Raw genomic sequence first — 20,731 nt, forward strand, 5'->3', positions numbered from 1 at the left:
TAAAAGTATAACTAATAAAATAGAGATGGTGTGAAGCTTGCACCGTCTTTTTCATTTCATAAATAAGGTTCAATACTAAAATCTGTTCTTGATTAAAATGGAAGTGCTTTAAAAGCACATATTTTAATGAAGAGCCTTTTTTATTTATTAAGTAATTCTTCTATAAATCGTCTTAACCCTTTTAGAAGAAGATTATTTCAAATAACAAATTGGCAAGAGATTACAATAAAACGTGTTTTTTTGAAACTTTATGAAAATCTTATCCGTATATGGATTGTAGGTAGAAAGAGAAGGGAGTATTGGCATGGGTTTAAAACTTGAACATGTGACGAAACGGTACAAAGATTTTACCGCTGTGCAAGATTTGAATTTTGAAATTGACAAGGGTGAAATTTTTGGGCTCATCGGACAAAACGGCGCAGGGAAGACGACAACGTTCCGAATGATTTTAGATTTACAGGAAACGACGGAAGGGAAAATTACGTGGGAAGGTACACTAATCAATAAAGTGAATCGAGATCTTTTAGGGTACTTACCAGAAGAACGCGGCATTTTTCCACAAATGAAAGTGGAAGAACAATTATACTTTTTTGGCGAACTACGTGGGATGAAACGCGACGAGCTAAAGCGAGAAATTGATTTTTGGATTGAGCGCTTTGAGCTAGAGGAAAAGCGCAAAGATAAGGCAGAGACATTATCCAAAGGGAATCAGCAAAAGGTGCAACTCATTGCTAGCTTCATCCATAAGCCAAAATTTCTCATTTTAGATGAGCCATTCAGCGGGCTTGACCCGGTTAACAAAGATTTACTGAAAAATGCCATTTTACATCTTCGTGATCAAGGGATGACAATTTTATTTTCCAGTCATCAGATGGACAACGTTGAGGAACTTTGTGATCATTTATGTTTACTAAAGCGGGGTATATCTTTATTTTCAGGCTCATTACTTGATTTAAAGAAGCAGTACGGAAAAACAAAGTTAACGATTCGGACGGAGTTATCTCTTCTTGATATGACGTTACCAGGTGTGAAAGAATGTCAATATGTAAAGGATGAATATGTGCTTACACTAGAAGATGAGCGATTTGCTGAAGATATATTTAAGGTCGTTTCAAATGGGCAATATATTGAAAAATTTAGCCTCGATTATTTATCACTCGATGAAATCTTTAAAGATCAAGTAGGTGGCACACATGTCTAAATTCAGCGTATTACTCAAGCAGCTCTACAAGCAAAAAATTAAATCAAAAACATTTATTTTTTCGACGGCCTTTTACTTATTACTCATTGTTGGTGTGACATTTTGGCCAGAAATCAAAGGGTTATTTACCGACGAAGATCGTCCAGCTGATATTGTTGCATTGTATAATCATACAGAATCAAATGTGACAGAGCACTTTCATGATTCAAGTGATTTAGTGTATGAAACGATTCCGGATATGCAAGCGATTGATCAATCACTTGAGGACGGGGAGTACGTAGCGGCAATTGAGCTGTCAGAAACAGAAGGAAAACTGGCTGCACAAATTTATTCGTATGACCCATTAACGTTTTCCATACAGCAGCAGTTAACAGATAGTATCGAAACAGCTGCACAGCTATTTTCAATTGGTCAGTTAAATTTAACAGATGAACAGGCGGCGCTTCTTCTTGATACAACACCACTGATTGGTATGACAACAGTGAATGTAGTAGAGAATGAGGGCAAATCGACAGAAGAAAAGATGGCAGGAATGCTCGGTTCCTATGCAGCAGGTATTATCATTTATATCATAGTCATTTCATTCTTATCCATTATTACGACAGATGTAGCAAGTGAGAAAGGCTCACGAGCACTTGAAATGTTACTTGTCAGCGTAAAGCCAGAGACGCATTTCCGCTCGAAAGTATTTGGTGTGTTCTTAATCGCACTGACACAATTTACTATTATTTTAGCAGTATTATTCGGTTTGTTGCGCTTTACAGATGATGGCGCAAAATGGGATATGGTCACAAGTTTTCTAGGTGAACTATCAGTTTCCTACTATATTTTTGTGATCCTCTTCTTAGTGTTAACGATTTTACTATATTTAATTATTGGGGCATTATTCGGCTCACTTGTTTCCAAAGTAGAAGAAGGGAATCAAGTGATGATGCCAGCGATGATTGTCATTATTATCGCGTTCTATGTCATGATCGCGGGCATGAATAATCCTGATACAATGCTGATTAAAGTATTTTCTTATATTCCGTTTACAGCAGGAATGGTGATGCCAATGCGCATTGGTGGTACCGATATGGGCATGATGGAACCAATTATTTCATTGGCCGTATTAGGGTTGACAGTGGTTGCTGTTTACTTCCTAAGTCTATCATTCTATAAACGAAGCGTATTAACATACTCAACAGGCGGCGTCATTCAAAAAATTAAAACCGTATTTAAAGTGACAACATAATTCTGTTCCCTCTGAGCGTTTACTCGGAGGGGATTTTTTATTTCATTAATCGAAACACCTCCGCTAAAAACTATTCTAATTTTTCTGAAAATTTGGTAAAATAAACGAATCTGATGGAGGGGTTTCATGAAAATATTTATCAAGCTAGGGTGGTTTTTTAAGGAGCGAAAGCAAGAATATATTCTAGGTATCTCAATGCTTGTGCTAGTGGCGTTATTACAACTCATCCCACCAAAAATAATTGGTATGACGTTGGATGAAATAGGGGCAGGGACATTGACTGCTACATCCCTATTGAAATGGCTTGCTATCATTGTTAGTGTTGCGATTACTATGTATATTTTAAGATACTACTGGCGGAAGAAGATTTTCGGTTCTTCTAATTATTTAGCAAAAGCGTTGCGGGAAAAGTTATTTCGTCATTTGACAAAAATGAGCCCGTCATTTTATCAACAACGTCGTATCGGCGATTTAATGGCACATGCGACAAATGATATTGCGGCTGTACAACAAACGGCTGGAGGTGGGGTGTTAACACTTTTTGACTCTGTGACAACAGGTGGTTTTGTCATTTTAGCGATGGCATTTACGATTGATTGGCGCCTTACAGTAATTGCGCTCCTTCCGATGCCGTTAATGGCTTTATCCACAAGTTATTACGGCAAGCTATTGCATCAACGATTCCGTACTGCACAACAAGCATTTTCCGACTTAAATGATAAAACACAGGAGTCCATATCTGGTGTGAAGGTCATTAAATCCTTTGGTTATCAAGCAGCAGATATCGAAGATTTTCGCCGATTATCAAGTGAGGTTGTAGAGAAAAATGTGCGCGTTGCGAAAATCGATGCTTTATTTGACCCAACGATTAGTTTAGTTGTAGCGATTAGTTATTTTTTAAGTATAGTGTTTGGGGCTAAGTTTATCGTAGAAGAAGTAATGACGGTCGGTGATTTAGTGGCATTCACGACGTATTTAGGTCTCCTTATTTGGCCGATGTTAGCTGTCGGGATGCTCTTTAATATTGTAGAACGCGGAAGTGCATCCTATGAACGAATTGAATCATTACTTAATGTACCAGTAGAGATGGAAGATATGGATGGTGCGATTAATCAGGTACCAAGTGGTGCAATCACCTTTAACGTTCGTTCATTTACATTTCCAGGAGACGCTTATCCAACATTAAAGAACATTTTCTTTGAGCTAAAAGAAGGTGAAACGTTAGGGATTGTCGGTAAAACAGGGGCAGGGAAAACCGCTATTTTAAAGTTACTTCTTCGGCAATTCGATCAATATGAAGGTGAAATTACGTACGGTGGTATAGCGATCGAAAATTACAAAAAAGAAAGACTCCGAGAAGCGATTGGCTATGTGCCGCAAGATCATTTCCTTTTTTCTACAAGTGTATTTCACAATATCGCTTTTGCGAATGAACAGGCATCATATAAACAAGTAGAGCAGGCAGCTAAGTTAGCGCATATTCATGAAGATATTTTGCGTTTCTCCAAAGGATATGACACCGTTGTAGGCGAGCGTGGAGTAGCACTTTCTGGCGGACAAAAGCAACGTATTTCCATCGCACGTGCGTTACTGATGCAACCAAACTTGCTAATTTTAGATGACTCCTTATCAGCTGTTGATGCGAAAACAGAGGAAGCTATTCTTCAGTCATTAAAAGAGGAATGTACTAATTCAACAACCATTATTACTTCGCATCGTTTAAGTGCTATTTCACATGCACACCTCATTCTGTTTATGGCAAGTGGAACGGTTATAGAAAAAGGGACACATAATGAGCTGATGGCGTTAAAGGGGCGGTATTATGAAATGTATGAGCTGCAACAGCTGGAGCAATTAGTGGAACGAGGTGGGGCAGTATGAGTAAACAGACGATTAGTCGCAAGGAGCAAACCGTGATTTTAAAACGGCTCTTTACATACTTATCCCCACATAAAAAGGGGCTTACGCTTGCGCTTATTGTGTTAGTACTGTCGGTCACTGGGGAAGTCATGACACCATATTTAATTAAAGTGTTTATCGATCATCATATTATACCTCGTTATTTTGAAACGGGACCACTTGTTGTGTTAGCGAGTGCTTTTATTGGGATAGAGGTATTAAACGTTATATTCCGCTATTATCAACACTATAAATTTCAAGTCATTGCCTTAAAGGTCGTTCAGCAACTAAGAATCGATGTATTTAGTAAAATACACCGACTTGGGATGCGATATTTTGACAAAGTGCCAGCAGGAGCAATTGTTTCGCGCGCAACAAATGATACCGAAGCGATTAAAGATTTATTTGTGAATATGTTAATCAGCGTCATTCAAGCGGCTTTTTTAATTGTCGGTGTATACGTAGCGATGTTTTTATTAAATCCTGTACTGGCGTTATACGTGCTAATGGTCTTACCGATCATTGTGTACATTATTTATGTCTATCGGAAGTTAAGCGCCGTCGTGTATATGGCAATGCGTGAAAAGCTAAGTGAGCTCAATGCGAAATTATCTGAGTCATTATCAGGTATGAGTATTGTGCAGGCATTTCGTCAAGAGGGGCGTTTACACGAGGAGTTTGATACGATTAATGAAGCGCACTATGATGCGATGATGCGTAATACAAAATTGAATAGCTTATTGCTTCGTCCAATTATCGACCTTGTCTACTTTGCGGCGATTATGGTGTTACTTATGTATTTTGGCATGGCTTCATTTGATACAGCTGTGGAGGTGGGGGTAGTGTATGTGTTTGTCACATATATTAGCCGCTTCTTTGAGCCCATTAATCAGATGATGGAGCAACTTGCCATTTTCCAGCAAGCGGTTGTAGCAGCAAAGCGTGTATTTGAAGTATTAGATGAAACAGATGAGGAGCCGAAGCAATATCCGGTTGAAGCGAAAATTACGGATGGTCGGATTGAGTTTTGTAATGTTACGTTTAGCTATGATGGCAAGATAGATGTACTAAAAAATATTTCGTTTACAGTGTGTCCTGGTGAAACAGTCGCACTTGTAGGGCATACGGGCTCCGGTAAAAGCTCGATTATCAATTTATTGATGCGCTTTTATGAATTTGAGCAAGGGGATATTTTCATTGATGGGGTATCGATTAAACAATATAGCCAGCAGGAAATACGTCGCAAGCTTGGTCTCGTGCTGCAAGATCCGTTTTTATTTTACGGAACAGTTGGAAGTAATATTCGTTTGTATGGCGATATGTCTGATGCGGAAATAGAAAAGGCAGCAAAATTTGTGCAAGCGGATTTTATTGAGGAGTTGCCAGAGAAGTTAAACGAGCATGTTACAGAGCGTGGTTCCACGTATTCAAGTGGGCAGCGTCAATTAATGGCGTTTGCACGAACGATCGCCACAAACCCGAAAATTCTTGTGTTAGATGAAGCGACGGCATCGATTGATACGGAAACAGAAGTAGCCATTCAGGCGTCACTGGATAAAATGCGGAAAGGGCGCACAACAATTGCGATTGCGCATCGTTTATCAACGATTCAAGAGGCAGAGCAAATTTTAGTGTTACATCAAGGGGAAATTATTGAGCGCGGTACCCATCAGACGTTGCTCGCGCAAAAAGGGCTTTATCATAAAATGTATTTACTACAAAATGGTATAGTAGAATGAGCGGAAGCTGGTTAAATAAATGATTTAGCCGGCTTTTTAAGTTGCTCTATTCATGAAAAATTTCAACTAGATTCACATATTATTTCTAAACACGAAAAAAGTACGTTTACTTTTTGTAAGCGGACCTCTATAATGTGATTACTTTACATATAGAGGGGTTTTTTTATGACGGAGCAACATAAGGGTATGCTGTTTGCGTTCTTATCCTATGCGATTTGGGGCATATTTCCACTGTTTTGGAAGTTGCTTGAGCATGTGAACAGCATCGAAATATTACTTGGACGTATCATTTGGTCGTTTGTATTTACAACGTTATTTATTTTATTGATTGGGAAGCGCAAACAGTTGATAGAGGATTTACATTATTTATGGCAACATAAGCGACAATTTTTTTCATTGATGGCAGCCTCTTTTTTTATATCGATTAACTGGTATGTTTACATTTGGGCCGTAACACATGACCGGGTATTAGAGTCATCCATGGGGTATTATATTAACCCGATTATTTCAGTCTTGTTTGGCATGCTTATTTTTAAAGAAAGACTATCACGTGCGACGATGGCTGCGTTGTTTGTAGCTTTATTAGGGGTGCTTGTCATGACGGTGAATTATGGTCAAGTGCCATGGGTATCGTTATTACTTGCGCTATCATTTGCTACTTATGGCGTATTAAAGAAGCGTATTGTGTTGGAAGCAACGCGGGGGCTTGCGATTGAAACATTATTCATTATGCCATTTGCACTCATGTATTATATGTATTTATATAGCAATGACACGATGCAATTTTTACATGAGGGCTGGCAAACCGACATTTTGATGATGATTAGTGGTATTATTACAGCGATTCCACTCATTTTATTTGCGAAAGGTGCGCAAAAAATTCCACTCTATTTAATGGGCTTTATTCAATATGTCTCACCGACAATTACCTTTTTACTAGGTGTGTTTTTATATAAAGAGCCATTTACACACGTAGAGCTTTTTGCCTTTAGTTGTATTTGGACGGCGATTATTATTTTCTCTTACTCTTCTATCCATGAAGCGAGAAAGCGTCATGCGTTATTATTAAAATAATATGTACTCAAAATAAGTTGCTGAATAAGGGTATTTGCAACTTATTTTCTCTTTTTTGAAGGGATTTCTCTAATTATGTCGAATACATCCAATTGTACAAGCAAAAGGGGGTAATTTGGATGTACGTAACAATAGGGGATAAACGCTTTGATTTTCATAAAGTCGGGCTAGATGTGTTGGAGATGGGGATTGAAAACACATTCGCAAAGTTCGACAAAATGACATTGAAGCAATTGTTGGAACAAAAGAAGTATGAACATTTAAAGCTCGAAGCAGAAAAAAAATGTGACTGGTTACTCGATCGACCAGCTGGGGAAGCATTGCTAGAGCTAAAATTCATGGGGAATCCGTATTACAAGCAGTTTTTAAATAATTATGGGGATTTGCCTTTTTCACGCTTTGTTGTAAAAGGGAATGATGAGCTTTTACAAAAAAATGGTGTTTACAACATTATTGTAAATAATGAGCTTGTTTTTTCAGGTGTATGTGCAAGGGCTTTCAAAGAACGATTTAACCAGCATATTGGCAATATTTCAGCAAAAGGCTGTTACCGTGATGGAACTGCTACGCATTGTCATATTAATGCCCGGTTAACAGAGGCGTTTGACAAGGGGAAAATTCACTTTTCTATTTGTCCGATGAAAGATACAAAGGAAATGAATCAACTCAAAAATGCGATTATCCGACGCTTTGAACCTACTTGGAATTTACGAGCGGGCAAGGAAGTAAGCGGATTTTTGCGTTCGTAGCAAATTGTCGAACAATTCAGATGGATAGGTTCCATGTCAAATTTGTTCTTGCTTGTATCTGTCATGAAGATACCTAAAGGTCAAGTGCATATTTTGATGAAAACGCTTAAATAATGAAAAAGAATTCGCTCATCTTCTTTATAGAAGAAAGCGGATTCTTTTTTTATCGCTGGCAGGTGATGAAATAAATTAAAGCGTGAGAAGTTGTATGGGGACCGATAAGTTAAGTCCATACCTATAATGAGCAAATCTCAAAATATATATTACGAGTTGAGTAACCGTTGCTTTCCGCTCCGGCACTCGCTTTCCACGGGCAAGATCAAGCCTCCTCGTCGCTCATGCTTCCATGCTCCTGTCGCTGCGCTTTCGTCGTAAATAAAATTCCTGCGGGGTCTTGGGGCCAACATGATGTTGCTCACGAAGGCGTTGTCACACGATGTGACGGTTTTAGCCTTCGTTCCTTTATCGCTTTTCCCGTAGGAAGCTTTGCACCTGCCGCTTCACTTCCGGTGCAGAAAAACATTGCTCTATAGCGAAAGGCGCATGCCGTCAGCTACACTCTCGTGCCTCCGCTACAAGCAACTATTGTTTCATAAATAATCGGTGGCTAAGAATAATGGAAACTACTCATTGATGACAATAGAAGTTAGGCGATTGTACGTGTAAACGGAAAGAAAATAATTTCGTTTGAAAGAAGAGAAATGCTTTTTTAGAATATTGAGAAGTATTCACTTTTGCCGTAGCGCGCCATAGCCACAGGAGCCAAGATTCTCTTTGCGACGAAAGTGCAACGTCAGGAGCAGGAACAGGAGATCCAAACAGGCAGCGCCTGTTTTAGCTCCTGTGTAGGCTGTGGCGAAGCGCGGAGGCTACGATTATGCTCTTGTTTAATATCTTTTACTATTCACCTAGTATTTTTAGGATGTATTTTTGCTCATTACGAGGTCCATATTTTCATAAGAACCTAGATATTCATTAGAAATGTTTTATTTTCGTTAAAGTTTTGTGTGTTTTTTGTTTTAAAAGTGTTATTTAAGGTAATAGACTGTAAAAAGGATGGGTGATGATGAGAGAGGCCTTTCATTTTTACAAGGACGTGCATCGTCAATATTTATGGTTGCATGTGATTTACGCTATGTTCCTTATAATGACATCTATGTTTTGGTTTGTGTTGCCATTTTATATTGTGAATTACGGTGATTATGAACCAACCCTCCCATTGAAATTTGTATGCATTATTTTTCTTTGTATCTTTCCTTCGATTATCGTTACATTTCATTGTTGGTTTATTAGCTTTACTGCAGCGAAAAGATGGCGTGATCGCCGAACTGAAGAAAGTGTAATAGGGTGGTTAATTCGCTTTCAAGCAATGGCATTTTCGATTGTAGTTGTCTATATATGCATTATTTATTCGTTATTTCTTATCATTGATTTTTTACGTTAATCATTGATTTTAGTTTGCTAATGTGAAGTTTTGCTCGCTTGCCGCATTTCACATTTATAACACTTCTCTGCCATGAAATTTTCACAGTCCAAATAAGCGATTTTTACACAAAAATTTGGTACGATGGAAGCACTACAAAGAAAGGAACGAAATGTTATGGCTACGGATATTAATGTATTTTTAGCGTTCGGTGCAGGTTTCCTGAGCTTTATTTCACCGTGTACATTGCCGTTATACCCTGCGTTTTTATCGTATATTACAGGGATGACGTTAGATGAACTAAAGTCAGAAAAAGGGATGCTACAAAAGCGAGCAATTTTACATACGCTATTTTTCCTTCTAGGGTTTTCCATTATTTTTATTGCGATTGGATTTAGTGCGTCATTGGCGAAAGATTTCTTTATTCAATATCAAGATTTACTGCGTCAAGTGGGGGCTATTTTAATCGTTGTATTTGGACTAATGATTGTTGGGTTACTACAAGTAGACTTCTTGATGAAAGACCGAAAATTCCAATTTAAAAATCGTCCGAGCGGTTATATTGGTTCAACGTTGATTGGACTTGCATTTGCGGCAGGGTGGACGCCATGTACGGGACCAATTTTAATGTCAATTATCGCGCTTGCAGGTACAAATCCTGATGCAGGTTTGTGGTACATGCTGGCGTATTATTTCGGTTTTGCAATTCCATTTTTCGTATTAAGCTTCTTTATATCACGTATGGGATGGATTCGTCGCAACAGTCAAAAAATCATCAAAGTTGGTGGGTGGATTATGATTGCGGTCGGAATACTATTATTTTTTGACGGTTTAGATTATATAATTCGTATTCTTTCCCCGATTTTTGGTGGATTTACTGGGTTCTAATTTGATACAATGTAGCAAACTATGTTTTTTAGTTGTATTTATTGTGAAGGGGTTTTAGAATGCCAACTGTGTTAATTGTAGATGATGCGATGTTTATGCGTGTCGCCATCGGCAATATGTTAAAAGAATGGGGATTTGAAGTTGTCGGGGAGGCAGCAAATGGCAAGCAAGCGGTTGAACAGTATCAGAAGCTTCAGCCAGATATCGTAACAATGGATGTAACGATGCCTGTCATGTCAGGGATCGATGCGGTAAAGAAGATTATCGCTGAATTTCCAAAGGCAAAAATTATTATGATTACTGCGTTAGGACATCAACGATTAATTGTAGAAGCGATTGAACATGGTGCGAAAGACTTTATTACAAAGCCATTCACACCTGATAAGTTAAAGTTAGTCATCCATAATGTATTAGGAGCATAAGAAGGTCAAGCGACAAGGGGAGGGATTCGTGTGTTTGATGCAATACCTTCTCAACTTTTATTTCTCATTACATCTGTAGGAGCCGTAATGATGGCAATCTTTGTGATGTTTGTAAGATTACGGTCGCAAAAAAATCCTGTCAATGAGAAAAAAATTATTATACCACCGATTGCGATGTCTACTGGGGCATTGATGTTTTTATTTGAAGAATTTCGTGTAGCGCCGCTTCAAATTTTAGAGGCGACTGCTATTGGCATTTTATTTTCAACGGTACTCATAGCCACATCGAAGTTTGAAGCGCGTGAAGGCGCTATTTATTTAAAACGTTCAAAGGCATTTGTTTTAATTTTAGTAGGGCTATTAGTATTACGTATTATATTAAAGCTTCTATTCTCCAATAGCTTAGATGTTGGGGAGTTAGGTGGTATGTTCTTTATTTTAGCATGGGCGATGATTATTCCATGGCGCCTTGCTATGTTAGTGCAGTTTAAAAAATTGAAAAAAACAATAGTAAGTTAAAAAAATCCTTACGAGACTAGTTGCTCGTAAGGGTTTTTTTATTCAAATAAATGCTCGTATGGAGAGACATCAATTTTCATTTGGTCTAATTTTTTACGTAAAAACTTATGATCGCGTTTAGGGGTTGCTTGAATATAGCCTCGAATAATTAAATCTTGTGTAATGGTAGGGGATTTTTCTTCTAAAGCAATTTCACCGATTTTCCCTGCAATTTTTTCTTTTGCTACTTGGCGGAAAAGTTCTGGGACAGGCGATGTTAACTCAGCTAATAATGCCTTAGACTCCTCACTCCATAAGTGGATTGTTTTATCTAAATAATAATTTTGCCAATCTAAATCCGATTTACCATCAGCTTTTGGTAACGCTTTTAAGAACTTTCTAAACATAAAGAAGCCGCCAATGCTCATTAAAGTGATGAGCACGACTACCCAAAATAAAATAAACCATAAAAACCAGCCATCTAACACTGTATTCACCTCTTTACTCTCTCTACATTGTTATTATAAAAGTTTTTGAATTTTTTTTCATTAGGTATGTCCCTTTATATGTGACGAATTTCGATATTAGTTAGTGAAAGGGGGGATGAGAGATGGCAATGTATCAATTCCAAAATGCAACATTCACATTAAAGTTCTTAACAGGGCAAAATGAGGAAGGTGAGTCAGTGTACAAAAAAGTAACGTATCGTAACATCGTAGAAACAGTGACAGCAGATCAACTAAACACCGTTGCTTTAGCTCTTGCAAGTTTAACCGATTTTGAACTTGTAGATGTTGAAAAAACAGAAAAGCAGTACGTCATGTAATGGCGATGAAAAATGATGAGGAGGTGAGCATATGACACAAGTGTTAGAATTAATTTTTGAAATGACTGATGGAAAGGCACTAACGATTTCCGTGCAAAATCCGAAATCAAGCTTAACGGATGTAGAAGTGAATCATGCGATGCAATCTATCGTTTCGTCCAATGTATTTGCGCGTGACGGACAAGCGATTATAGCGAAAAAGTCTGCACGTATTGTGGAACGTGCTGTCACAGAATTTGAAATGAACTAACAAATGAAAGCCGGTGGGAGACGTCTCACTGGCTTTTTAAAGGTAGGTGAAAGAGATGGAGCAGTGGCTAGCACTCATTCAAGAAATTAGTTTTCCTATTTTTATATCGTTTTATTTACTTTATAGAATTGAAACGAAGCTTGAAGCGATTCATACAGCACTGCTTAGCATGAGGCAGTAATTGTGAAATATAGTTTCACGAATTTGTCTAAAAGCCTTCACGAATGGAACTATTGTATTCTTACCCACAATTCGTTAAGATGAAAACAACGTAGGAAGAAGTGGAGAGAGATAGATGAAAAAGAAATATATGCTATTAGTCATGTTACTTATTCTTTCAGTCCTTATCAGTGCATGTAGTAACTATAAGTTTAAGGCTGCTACAGAATATGAAGTGCAATCATTTCATGTAACGGATCATCGTGGGGAAGAAGTATCCCTTGAAACCTTCAAAGGCAAACCGTGGCTTGCCATGTTTATTTTCACAAACTGTACAACGATTTGTTCACCAATGACGTACAATATGACAGAAATACAAAATAAGTTAATTGAACGTGGAGTAGAGGATTATAATATTGTGGCGTTTTCAGTGGACCCGGCAACGGATTCACCGGAAGTGTTAGCCAATTATTTAAGCCGCTATGATGTGCCAGATGAGTCGAAATGGCATTTAGTAACAGGGTATGATCAGAAATTTATCGAGCAATTTGCGCTTAATTCATTTAAATCGCTCGTAAAAATGCCAGAGAACTCGGATCAAGTGTTACATCAAAGTACATTTTTCTTAGTAGATGAAAAGGGCATTGCCGTGAAAAACTACTCAGGCTATTCTGAACAAGAAGAAGGCGTGTCATATGATACAATCGCCATCGATATGGAAACATTAATTGAAGAACGTTTGCAGCAATAAAGCGAAAGTCGTCACTGTGGTGGCGGCTTTTTTTTATAGGAAAAAGAAATAATTCACCGATATTACAGTGTTGTGCAACATGCATTAAAAAACGACCACCCGTAAAAGGATGGTCGCGACGATTAGCACTTCACGAGTGAAGCCTTTTCTAATGCTTGTGCAAAGTCTTCTAGTAAATCTTGTTCATTTTCTAATCCTACAGAGAAGCGGAGTAATCCATCTGTAATGCCGCGTTTTGCTCGTTCTTCCGGTTCCATCGCAGCATGGCTCATTTTAGCTGGGTACGATAAAATTGATTCCACACCGCCTAAACTAACCGCGAACACCGGAATTTGCATCGCCTCTACAAACGTTTTTGCCACTTCATAAGAAGGGAGACTAAATGATAATACGGCTCCAGCTGATGTTGATTGGTGAGCATGAACCGCTGCACCTGGATGACTTGCTAAACCAGGGTAGTATACTTTTTCGACAAGTGGATGCTGATCTAAGTATGCAGCCAATACACCGGCAACACGTGCAGATTCGTTAAAGCGAACCGCCGTTGTTTTCATATTTTGAATGAGTGTGTATGCATCTTGTACCCCTAAACATGAACCGAATGAGTTTTGGATAAAATACACTTGCTCACTTACAGCAGGGTCTTTCGTTACGACAAGACCTGCTACAATATCGGAGTGTCCTGATAAAAACTTTGTTGCTGAGTGAATGACAATATCTACGCCTAAATCAAGTGGGCGCTGATGAATGGGTGTCATAAATGTATTATCTAAAAATGTAAGTGCCCCAACTTCTCGAGCAATGGTCACAATACTTGCGATATCTGTAATTCCTAAAGTAGGATTCGATGGTGTTTCGATATATAGTAGCTTTGTTTCAGGTGTTATGGCAGCGCGAACGGCTTCTACATTTGTAAAGTCGACAAATGTATGTGTAATGCCAAAGCGCGGCAATACTTTTGTCACAAAACGATACGTTCCACCATACACATCCTCTGTAATGACGATATGGTCGCCTTTAGATAGGAGCATGAAGCAAGCGGATACAGCCGCCATACCTGTTGCAAAGGCGAAGCCACGATCGCCACCTTCTAACTCGGCAATGGCACGCTCTAATGCAGCACGAGTTGGGTTTCCTGAGCGAGCATAATCGTATTCACCAAATTCATCCATCGATTCTTGATGGAATGTAGAAGATAAATACATCGGTACATTGACGGCCCCTTTTTTATCTGCATAGCCTTCACGAACGGCACCATGCACTAAAGCTGTTTCGATTCGACTCATCTTCTACACTCCTTTACGTAACGTATCAAATACTTGTTTTAAATCGGCAATAAGATCCTCTGCTTCTTCTATACCTACAGAGAAGCGAAGTAGACGGTCACATACACCACGTGCTACACGTTCTTCATACGGCATATCTGCGTGCGTTTGTGTTGCAGGGTAGGTGATAAAGCTCTCTACACCACCTAAACTTTCCGCAAAAGTAATGAGTTTCACATTGCGTAAGAATGGATCTACCATGTTTGCCTCTTTTAAGCGGAATGATAACATGCCACCTTTTCCTGTATAGAGTACATCTGTTACCAGCTCTTCTGATTGTAAATATTCGGCTACTTGTTTGGCATTGGCATCATGTTGTTTTAAGCGTAAATGCAATGTTTTAAGACCGCGAATAACTAACCAAGCATCCATTGGGGAAAGGACAGCACCTGCCCCGTTGTGAATATAGGCAAGACGTTCACAAAGTTCAGCACCTTTGGCAACGACTAAACCAGCTAACACGTCATTATGTCCACCAATGTATTTTGTTGCACTATGGACAACAATATCAGCCCCTAATTCAATTGGACGTTGGAAATAAGGTGTATAAAATGTATTGTCAACGATTAATAATAAATTGTGCTTCTTTGCTAGCTCGTTATAAGCAACTAAATCGATTTCTTGCATTAATGGGTTTGTTGGTGTTTCAATAAATAAAGCTTTTGTATTGTCATTAATTAAGCTTTCAACATCCTCTATAGATGTGAATGGTGAATAGACGGGCTTAATATTGTAAGTATCACCGTATACTTTAAATAAACGGTATGTCCCGCCGTATAAATCTTCAGGAACGATTAATTCATCGCCAGGAGCAAATAAAGATAAAATAAGTTGGATCGCTGCCATACCTGAGCTACAGGCAAAACCTTGGTCACCGCCTTCGAGATTGGCAATCCCTTCTTCTAAAATCGTTCTAGTCGGATTTTTAGTACGTGTGTAGTCATACCCTGTTGATTCGCCAATACCTGCATGTTTATAGGCTGTTGATAAATAAATAGGGGGGTTAATAGCACCCGTTTTTGCATCACTTAAATTACCAAGTTGTACAAGTTTCGTTTCCATTTTACGTTCAGTCATACAAATCACTCTCTCTACTAACATTAATTTGCGAAACATTTCGAATGAATCGATTATTACACCAATTTACCATGTAAAAAGGTACTGGACAACCTAAGAAATAAAAAAACGCCTATGTTTTCGGATAGACGTTGAAAATTATATGCATCGTGTATAGACTTATTAGAGATTAAGCTTGCTGTTTTTTCAGTAAGTCACGGATTTCTTTTAGTAGCTCTTCTTTTGTATCAACTACAGGTGTAGTAGGCTCTTCAGCAACTTCTTGTTTCTTGCGTAAAATGTATTTATTGACAAATTTTAAAGCCATGAAAATGGAGAAGGCGATAATTAAGAAATCAATCACAGATTGGATAAATGATCCGAACATGACGGATTCATTGCCAATTGTCCATACAAAATCATCTGTGAAATCCATTCCGCCAGCTAGTATACCGATTAGTGGGGTAATAATATTTTGTACTAAAGATGTTACAATGGCATTAAAAGCAGCACCTATGACAACCGCAATCGCAAGATCTAGTACATTCCCCCGCATAATAAACTCTTTAAATTCTTTCCACATATGGATTACAACTCCTTCATTTGATGTATACTGGTATAATTAAGAGATATTCATTCTAATAGTTTTTCGATTAAAATTCAACTTTGATTCCTTGTATTTTACATAAACGCGATGTGATTTAACTATTCATTTGAAGGTTTGGTGGTATTATGTCAAAAAATAAAAAAAAGAAAAAGAATAAAAAGCCGTTGCTTTCTCCACTATATAAAATATGTTTAATCGTTCTAATGCTACCTATGACGATAGCGATTTATATAGGGGTTTATTTTGCTTGGGAGGAATTCAAAGGTCTACCGTTTATTAGAGAATTTGTGGAGCCTAGTGAAATCGCGAAGATTCAAGCAAATTTTGATCTTGAAATTCCTATTGAATACATCCCGATTTATATGGAGGCTGGGGAAAAATATAATATTCCGTGGACATTACTTGCAGCACATCATCGAATTGAGACACGCTTTTCTACTATGCAAACACTTGTCTCACCAGTTGGAGCAGAGGGCCATTTACAATTTATGCCGTGTACTTGGGTTGGATGGAAGCACAATACATGTTCTGGACTTGGTGAGGGAGAGATTACAGATGAAGAGAAACTGGATCCACAAACAATTGCGCTATATGGTGGCTATGGAGTAGATGCTGATGGTGATGGTATTGCGGACCCATTTCATATTGAAGATGCCATTTACTCTGCAGCGAATTTTTTATCCATTGCTGGTGCAGCGAATGGCGATTTAGAAAAAGCGATTTTTCAATATAACCACAGTGAAGAATATGTAGAAGACATATTATATTACTACAATTTATACAACACTTATAAAGAACGTCTGGAAACGGAAGTAATTACTGTGAATTCCTAGTGCAACTAAAAAAAGGAATCGCTCGCCAGCGATTCCTTTTAATTGACATATTTAAGTGGCTTTACGCATCGATTTTAAAATAAAGCTAACGATGAAAATTAATACGATTGCGCCAATCAGTGCAGGGAATACGTAAAAGTCAGATACTCTCCAACCCCAATTGCCAAGTAACATACTTCCTATCCAAGAACCGACAATACCGGCAACAATATTACCAATCACACCACCTGGGACATCTTTCCCCAGAATGATACCTGCTAACCAACCTAAAATACCACCAATGATTAAAAACCAAATAAAGCTAATCATAATTGTGTACAACTCCTTTAAAATTGTTAGTGATCTATGATAGCGTCTACTTAGTTATTTCCTGTGATACAGTAAGTTAAACGTAATTGGACGGAAATTTAATAAAAAATTAATTATACTACTTTAGCGCCTAACGTATTTGTGAAATGTTCCAATGCCCAGTCATGACCTGCCGTATTAAAGCTAGCTACCCCATTTTTGTAGACCGTAATAGTATAGCCTAAATTATAAGCATCCACAGCCGTGTGAAGCACACAAATATCTGTGCAAACACCAACTAAGGCGATGTCTCGGATGCCGCGTTCTTGCAATAGCTGATGTAAATTCGTTCCCGCAAATGCAGAGTATCTCGTTTTATCTAACGATATGCAGACATTTTTATGTTTGTCATAAACGTCTTTGACCATGCCGTACAAATCACGGCCAGCTGTTCCGGCAATATTATGCGGTGGAAATAGTTTCGTTTCTGGATGGTATGTGTCGTCTTCATAGTGAATATCATTTGTAAAAATGACAAGCTCATTAGCTGCTATATACTCTTTAATTAAAGAGGAAATTGTTTGTTCAATTGCTTGTCCAGGTTTACCACAAGTTAATTTTCCGTCATCTGCTACAAAATCATACGTATAGTCAATGACAATTAAAGATTTCTTCAATTTTTTCGCCTCCTCTGACATATGTTTTATTATGCCATGTAATCGAGGAGGGGTTAATTTATCTAAATATTCAAAAAAGTTTGAAAAATATCAAGTTATTGATTATAATAAAATAAACTTAGTTTAAGAGGTGATCATCATGGATAAGACATTAATGAAAAAGCTTGATAAACAAGGTTTTATTTTTGCAGCGTTGCACACGGTGATTTGGCTAAACCTCGCAGTTGAATTTTTATTTCTCTCCTAGCGTATAAGCTAGGTTTTTTTAGTGGGAAAAGAAGGGAGCATTTAGGGTGGAGCGATTTAACGATGCATTTCAGCACCTCGATAAGCCATTTGCTTGGGTCGATTTAGATGCACTTGATGCGAATATAGCGTTTGTTGCATCAAAGACAGCTAAATCCATCCGACTAGCTACGAAGTCGATCCGTTCGGTAAAGCTTTTACGATATATAGCAGACCGTTTACCACAGGTCGCAGGCTTTATGACATTTACCGCAGCAGAAACCGTTTATTTAGCCGAGCGCGGGTTTGATCATTTCTTGCTCGGCTACCCAGTGATGGAACGACAGGCGATACAAAAATTGCTGTACTTACTTAAAGAAGGAAAAGATATAACATTTATGGTGGATCATATTGATCAAGTAAAATATCTTGTTGCATTAGCGAAACCACTTCATATTACGGTACCCATTTGTATTGATATCAATGTATCGATTGATTTCGGTTTACTGTATTTTGGGACAAAGCGTTCACCACTTCATAGTTATGAAACCGTAAGTAAATTGCTCGGTGAAATAGCAGAAATGGACGTAGATATAAAAGGAGTCATGGCATACGAAGCGCAAGTAGCAGGTGTGGCAGATTTACCTAATACAACACTCACTTCACGTATGAAAAGCATACTAATCAAACAATTAAAAAATAAATCATTCAAACAAATTGAGGAAATTCGTCAAGAAACATTATCGATTATCCGACACTTATATTCACCTATTTTTATTAACGGCGGCGGTTCAGGGAGTATGGATTTTACAAATACGCTTGATGTCACAGAAATAACAGTAGGCTCCGCTTTTTTAGCACCTGCTTTATTTGATCGTTATCAATCGCTAACACTGCAAAAGGCTAGTGGATTTGCTTTAGATGTTGTAAGGCAATTTGATACAGAAACAGTCGTTTGTCATGGGGGTGGCTATATTGCTTCAGGTGCCCCTGGACATGACCGATTACCGTCCTTTTATGAGGAAGAACGTTTTCAATATGTTTTACTAGAAGGTGCTGGAGAGGTACAAACACCGATTATAGATAAAGAACAGGCGTTAAAAATTGGAGATACGGTATATTTTCGCCATGCTAAAGCCGGAGAACTCTGTGAGCGTTTCTTAGCTTTGCATGCTATTCGTGGTAATCAGTATGTAGGTTCATATTCCACTTATCGAGGTGATGGACAATGTTTTCTTTAGAAAAGTTCAAAGAGGGAGCTGCTTGGACAAATTGGTCACAGCGTTTTGTTAGTTATCCTACGTATTATGCTCCGCAGTCAGTCGATGAATTAGTACAAATAGTAAAGGACCATAGCCAGTCTAGTCGAACAATTCGTGTGACGGGTGCTGCACATTCATTCAGTCCTGTAGCATTGCCTGAAAGTTCTGCGCTAACATTACATCATTTACGTGGGTTGATATCAGTAGATAAGGAGAAGATGGAGGCAACCTTTTATGCTGGTACCTATTTATACGAAATCGGTCCGTTATTGGAACAACATGGACTTGCAGTACTAAATATGGGGGATATTAACGTTCAAACATTAGCAGGTGTCATTTCAACAGGTACACATGGAACAGGTGTGACACTTGGGTCATTTTCATCGATGGTTACGAAATGGACATTTGTGAATGGTTTAGGGGAGGTTATGACGCACGAGCGAGGGGAGGATGATTTATCGCATGCCTTGCATGTTTCACTCGGACTGCTCGGTATTTTAGTAGCGGTAACTATTCGAGTCATCCCTCTCTATAGTTTGCATTATCGTTCATCTAGGGAAAATCTTCATACATCACTCCAAACATTTCAGCAAGACATAAGGCAGCATAGGCATGTAGAGTGGTATTATTTTCCGTGCTCAGAAACGATTCAAGTAAAGAAAATGGATCTGATTCCCCCTAAGTACGCTACAGCAAGAGAGCGTACAATGGAAAATCTGAAACTAGAAATGATTGAGAATCGATTATTTGAAGTTGCTTCAAAGGTTTGCAAGTTGAAACCGCAATTCAGCACTATGGTAAGTCAGCTTTCTTCTAAGTTGATAACGGAAGGTGAGAAGGTAGATATTTGTTATATGGTGTATCCAACACCGCGCCGTGTAAAGTTTAATGAAGCCGAATTTGCCATTCCATTACAGCAATTTGAAGCATGCATGGAAGAAATTCACGCTACAATGAAAGCGGAGAAGTTCAATGTTCATTTTCCGATTGAATGCCGGACAACAGCGGGAGAAGCAGGTTTTTTAAGTCCAACACAAGGGGAAGAAAGCGCATTTTTAGCATTTCATATGTATCAAGGGATGGATGAGTCACGTTACTTTCAATGGGTATTTTCGATGATGGAAAAGTATGGTGCACGTGCCCATTGGGGGAAAATGAATCGATATACTAAAGAGAACATCGACTTGTATTATCCGCATGCGCAAAAAATTAACAAAATAAGACAAAAATTAGACCCAGCTGACATATTCGTTACACACTATTTTAATAAAATTTTTTGCTAGTTCTATAGACTTAAAATGAAAGTATCAGGTGAAAGATACGGTTAACGAAATATTTTTTTGTT

The 20,731-nt window shown here is 38.2% G+C and carries 23 protein-coding genes; 17 read left to right on the forward strand and 6 right to left on the reverse strand.

The annotated features are described in order from the left end of the window. Positions 1-304: 304 nt before the first annotated feature. From ACQQ2I_RS09530 to ACQQ2I_RS09575, 10 genes are all read left to right on the forward strand, one after another. Positions 305-1,201 carry an ABC transporter ATP-binding protein gene (locus ACQQ2I_RS09530; RefSeq protein ID WP_431030285.1) on the forward strand — a complete coding sequence of 299 codons (897 nt, stop codon included), beginning with the start codon at positions 305-307 and terminating at the stop codon, positions 1,199-1,201. Beyond that, positions 1,194-2,435 carry an ABC transporter permease gene (locus ACQQ2I_RS09535; protein WP_431030286.1) on the forward strand — a complete coding sequence of 414 codons (1,242 nt, stop codon included), beginning with the start codon at positions 1,194-1,196 and terminating at the stop codon, positions 2,433-2,435. The genes ACQQ2I_RS09530 and ACQQ2I_RS09535 overlap by 8 nt, the downstream gene beginning before the upstream one ends. 126 nt (positions 2,436-2,561) lie before the next feature. Continuing rightward, on the forward strand, positions 2,562-4,316 hold the full coding sequence (locus ACQQ2I_RS09540; protein WP_431030287.1) for an ABC transporter transmembrane domain-containing protein: 1,755 nt from the start codon (positions 2,562-2,564) through the stop codon (positions 4,314-4,316). Continuing rightward, positions 4,313-6,073, forward strand: a complete 1,761-nt coding sequence (locus tag ACQQ2I_RS09545; RefSeq protein ID WP_431030288.1) for an ABC transporter ATP-binding protein — start codon at positions 4,313-4,315, stop codon at positions 6,071-6,073. Before ACQQ2I_RS09540 ends, ACQQ2I_RS09545 begins: the two co-directional genes overlap by 4 nt. A gap of 165 nt (positions 6,074-6,238) precedes the next feature. Beyond that, positions 6,239-7,147, forward strand: coding sequence for an EamA family transporter RarD (gene rarD, locus ACQQ2I_RS09550; protein WP_431030289.1), 909 nt, complete (start codon positions 6,239-6,241; stop codon positions 7,145-7,147). Between the two features lie 119 nt (positions 7,148-7,266). Further along, complete coding sequence (locus ACQQ2I_RS09555) at positions 7,267-7,896, forward strand: hypothetical protein (protein ID WP_391369567.1); 630 nt, start codon at positions 7,267-7,269, stop codon at positions 7,894-7,896. Between the two features lie 1,063 nt (positions 7,897-8,959). After that, entirely contained in the window at positions 8,960-9,340 is a 381-nt protein-coding gene (locus tag ACQQ2I_RS09560; RefSeq protein WP_431030290.1) for a hypothetical protein, read from the forward strand. Positions 9,341-9,496: 156 nt separating this feature from the next. Then, entirely contained in the window at positions 9,497-10,207 is a 711-nt protein-coding gene (locus tag ACQQ2I_RS09565; protein WP_431030291.1) for a cytochrome c biogenesis CcdA family protein, read from the forward strand. Positions 10,208-10,266: 59 nt separating this feature from the next. After that, entirely contained in the window at positions 10,267-10,629 is a 363-nt protein-coding gene (locus tag ACQQ2I_RS09570) for a response regulator (RefSeq protein WP_431030292.1), read from the forward strand. Positions 10,630-10,659: 30 nt separating this feature from the next. Next, positions 10,660-11,148 carry a CcdC family protein gene (locus tag ACQQ2I_RS09575; RefSeq protein WP_431030293.1) on the forward strand — a complete coding sequence of 163 codons (489 nt, stop codon included), beginning with the start codon at positions 10,660-10,662 and terminating at the stop codon, positions 11,146-11,148. Positions 11,149-11,186: 38 nt separating this feature from the next. Here ACQQ2I_RS09575 and ACQQ2I_RS09580 read toward each other — a convergent pair whose 3' ends face one another. Next, the gene (locus ACQQ2I_RS09580; protein ID WP_431030487.1) at positions 11,187-11,615 is read right to left on the reverse strand and encodes a DUF2621 domain-containing protein; all 429 of its coding nucleotides are present in this window, start codon (positions 11,613-11,615) and stop codon (positions 11,187-11,189) included. Positions 11,616-11,737: 122 nt separating this feature from the next. Here ACQQ2I_RS09580 and ACQQ2I_RS09585 point away from each other — a divergent pair, with 122 nt between their 5' ends. The 4 genes from ACQQ2I_RS09585 to ACQQ2I_RS09600 all read left to right on the forward strand — a co-directional run bounded on the left by ACQQ2I_RS09585 (position 11,738) and on the right by ACQQ2I_RS09600 (position 13,113). Continuing rightward, entirely contained in the window at positions 11,738-11,953 is a 216-nt protein-coding gene (locus ACQQ2I_RS09585) for a DUF1659 domain-containing protein (protein ID WP_431030294.1), read from the forward strand. 31 nt (positions 11,954-11,984) lie between these two features. Continuing rightward, positions 11,985-12,203: a DUF2922 domain-containing protein gene (locus tag ACQQ2I_RS09590; protein ID WP_431030295.1), complete on the forward strand. Its 219-nt coding sequence runs from the start codon at positions 11,985-11,987 to the stop codon at positions 12,201-12,203. 55 nt (positions 12,204-12,258) lie between these two features. Further along, positions 12,259-12,384, forward strand: a complete 126-nt coding sequence (locus ACQQ2I_RS09595; protein WP_391369549.1) for a YvrJ family protein — start codon at positions 12,259-12,261, stop codon at positions 12,382-12,384. Positions 12,385-12,498: 114 nt separating this feature from the next. After that, a complete protein-coding gene (locus tag ACQQ2I_RS09600) occupies positions 12,499-13,113 on the forward strand; it encodes an SCO family protein (protein WP_431030296.1) in 615 nt (204 codons plus the stop codon). Between the two features lie 122 nt (positions 13,114-13,235). Here ACQQ2I_RS09600 and ACQQ2I_RS09605 read toward each other — a convergent pair whose 3' ends face one another. The 3 genes from ACQQ2I_RS09605 to mscL all read right to left on the reverse strand — a co-directional run bounded on the left by ACQQ2I_RS09605 (position 13,236) and on the right by mscL (position 16,077). Continuing rightward, a complete protein-coding gene (locus ACQQ2I_RS09605) occupies positions 13,236-14,399 on the reverse strand; it encodes an aminotransferase class I/II-fold pyridoxal phosphate-dependent enzyme (RefSeq protein ID WP_431030297.1) in 1,164 nt (387 codons plus the stop codon). A gap of 3 nt (positions 14,400-14,402) precedes the next feature. After that, on the reverse strand, positions 14,403-15,515 hold the full coding sequence (locus tag ACQQ2I_RS09610; protein WP_431030298.1) for a methionine biosynthesis PLP-dependent protein: 1,113 nt from the start codon (positions 15,513-15,515) through the stop codon (positions 14,403-14,405). Between the two features lie 169 nt (positions 15,516-15,684). Further along, complete coding sequence (gene mscL / locus ACQQ2I_RS09615) at positions 15,685-16,077, reverse strand: large conductance mechanosensitive channel protein MscL (RefSeq protein WP_431030299.1); 393 nt, start codon at positions 16,075-16,077, stop codon at positions 15,685-15,687. Positions 16,078-16,226: 149 nt separating this feature from the next. On the opposite strand from mscL, the gene ACQQ2I_RS09620 reads away from it, so the two are divergent. Continuing rightward, positions 16,227-16,934, forward strand: coding sequence for a lytic transglycosylase domain-containing protein (locus tag ACQQ2I_RS09620; protein ID WP_431030300.1), 708 nt, complete (start codon positions 16,227-16,229; stop codon positions 16,932-16,934). A gap of 51 nt (positions 16,935-16,985) precedes the next feature. Here the strand turns inward: ACQQ2I_RS09620 and ACQQ2I_RS09625 are convergent, their stop codons facing one another. Beyond that, the gene (locus tag ACQQ2I_RS09625) at positions 16,986-17,243 is read right to left on the reverse strand and encodes a GlsB/YeaQ/YmgE family stress response membrane protein (RefSeq protein WP_391369533.1); all 258 of its coding nucleotides are present in this window, start codon (positions 17,241-17,243) and stop codon (positions 16,986-16,988) included. A gap of 113 nt (positions 17,244-17,356) precedes the next feature. Continuing rightward, positions 17,357-17,899 (reverse strand): cysteine hydrolase family protein, encoded by a 543-nt coding sequence (locus tag ACQQ2I_RS09630; protein WP_431030301.1) that lies wholly within the window; start codon positions 17,897-17,899, stop codon positions 17,357-17,359. A 293-nt stretch (positions 17,900-18,192) separates the two neighbouring features. Here ACQQ2I_RS09630 and ACQQ2I_RS09635 point away from each other — a divergent pair, with 293 nt between their 5' ends. Together ACQQ2I_RS09635 and ACQQ2I_RS09640 are read left to right on the forward strand one after the other, a co-directional pair. After that, on the forward strand, positions 18,193-19,365 hold the full coding sequence (locus ACQQ2I_RS09635) for an alanine racemase (protein WP_431030302.1): 1,173 nt from the start codon (positions 18,193-18,195) through the stop codon (positions 19,363-19,365). Continuing rightward, on the forward strand, positions 19,353-20,669 hold the full coding sequence (locus ACQQ2I_RS09640) for a D-arabinono-1,4-lactone oxidase (RefSeq protein WP_431030303.1): 1,317 nt from the start codon (positions 19,353-19,355) through the stop codon (positions 20,667-20,669). The genes ACQQ2I_RS09635 and ACQQ2I_RS09640 overlap by 13 nt, the downstream gene beginning before the upstream one ends. Positions 20,670-20,731 lie beyond the last annotated feature (62 nt).

Origin of the sequence: Lysinibacillus sp. LZ02 (assembly GCF_050613145.1) — a bacterium.
Taxonomy (GTDB): domain Bacteria; phylum Bacillota; class Bacilli; order Bacillales_A; family Planococcaceae; genus Lysinibacillus_B.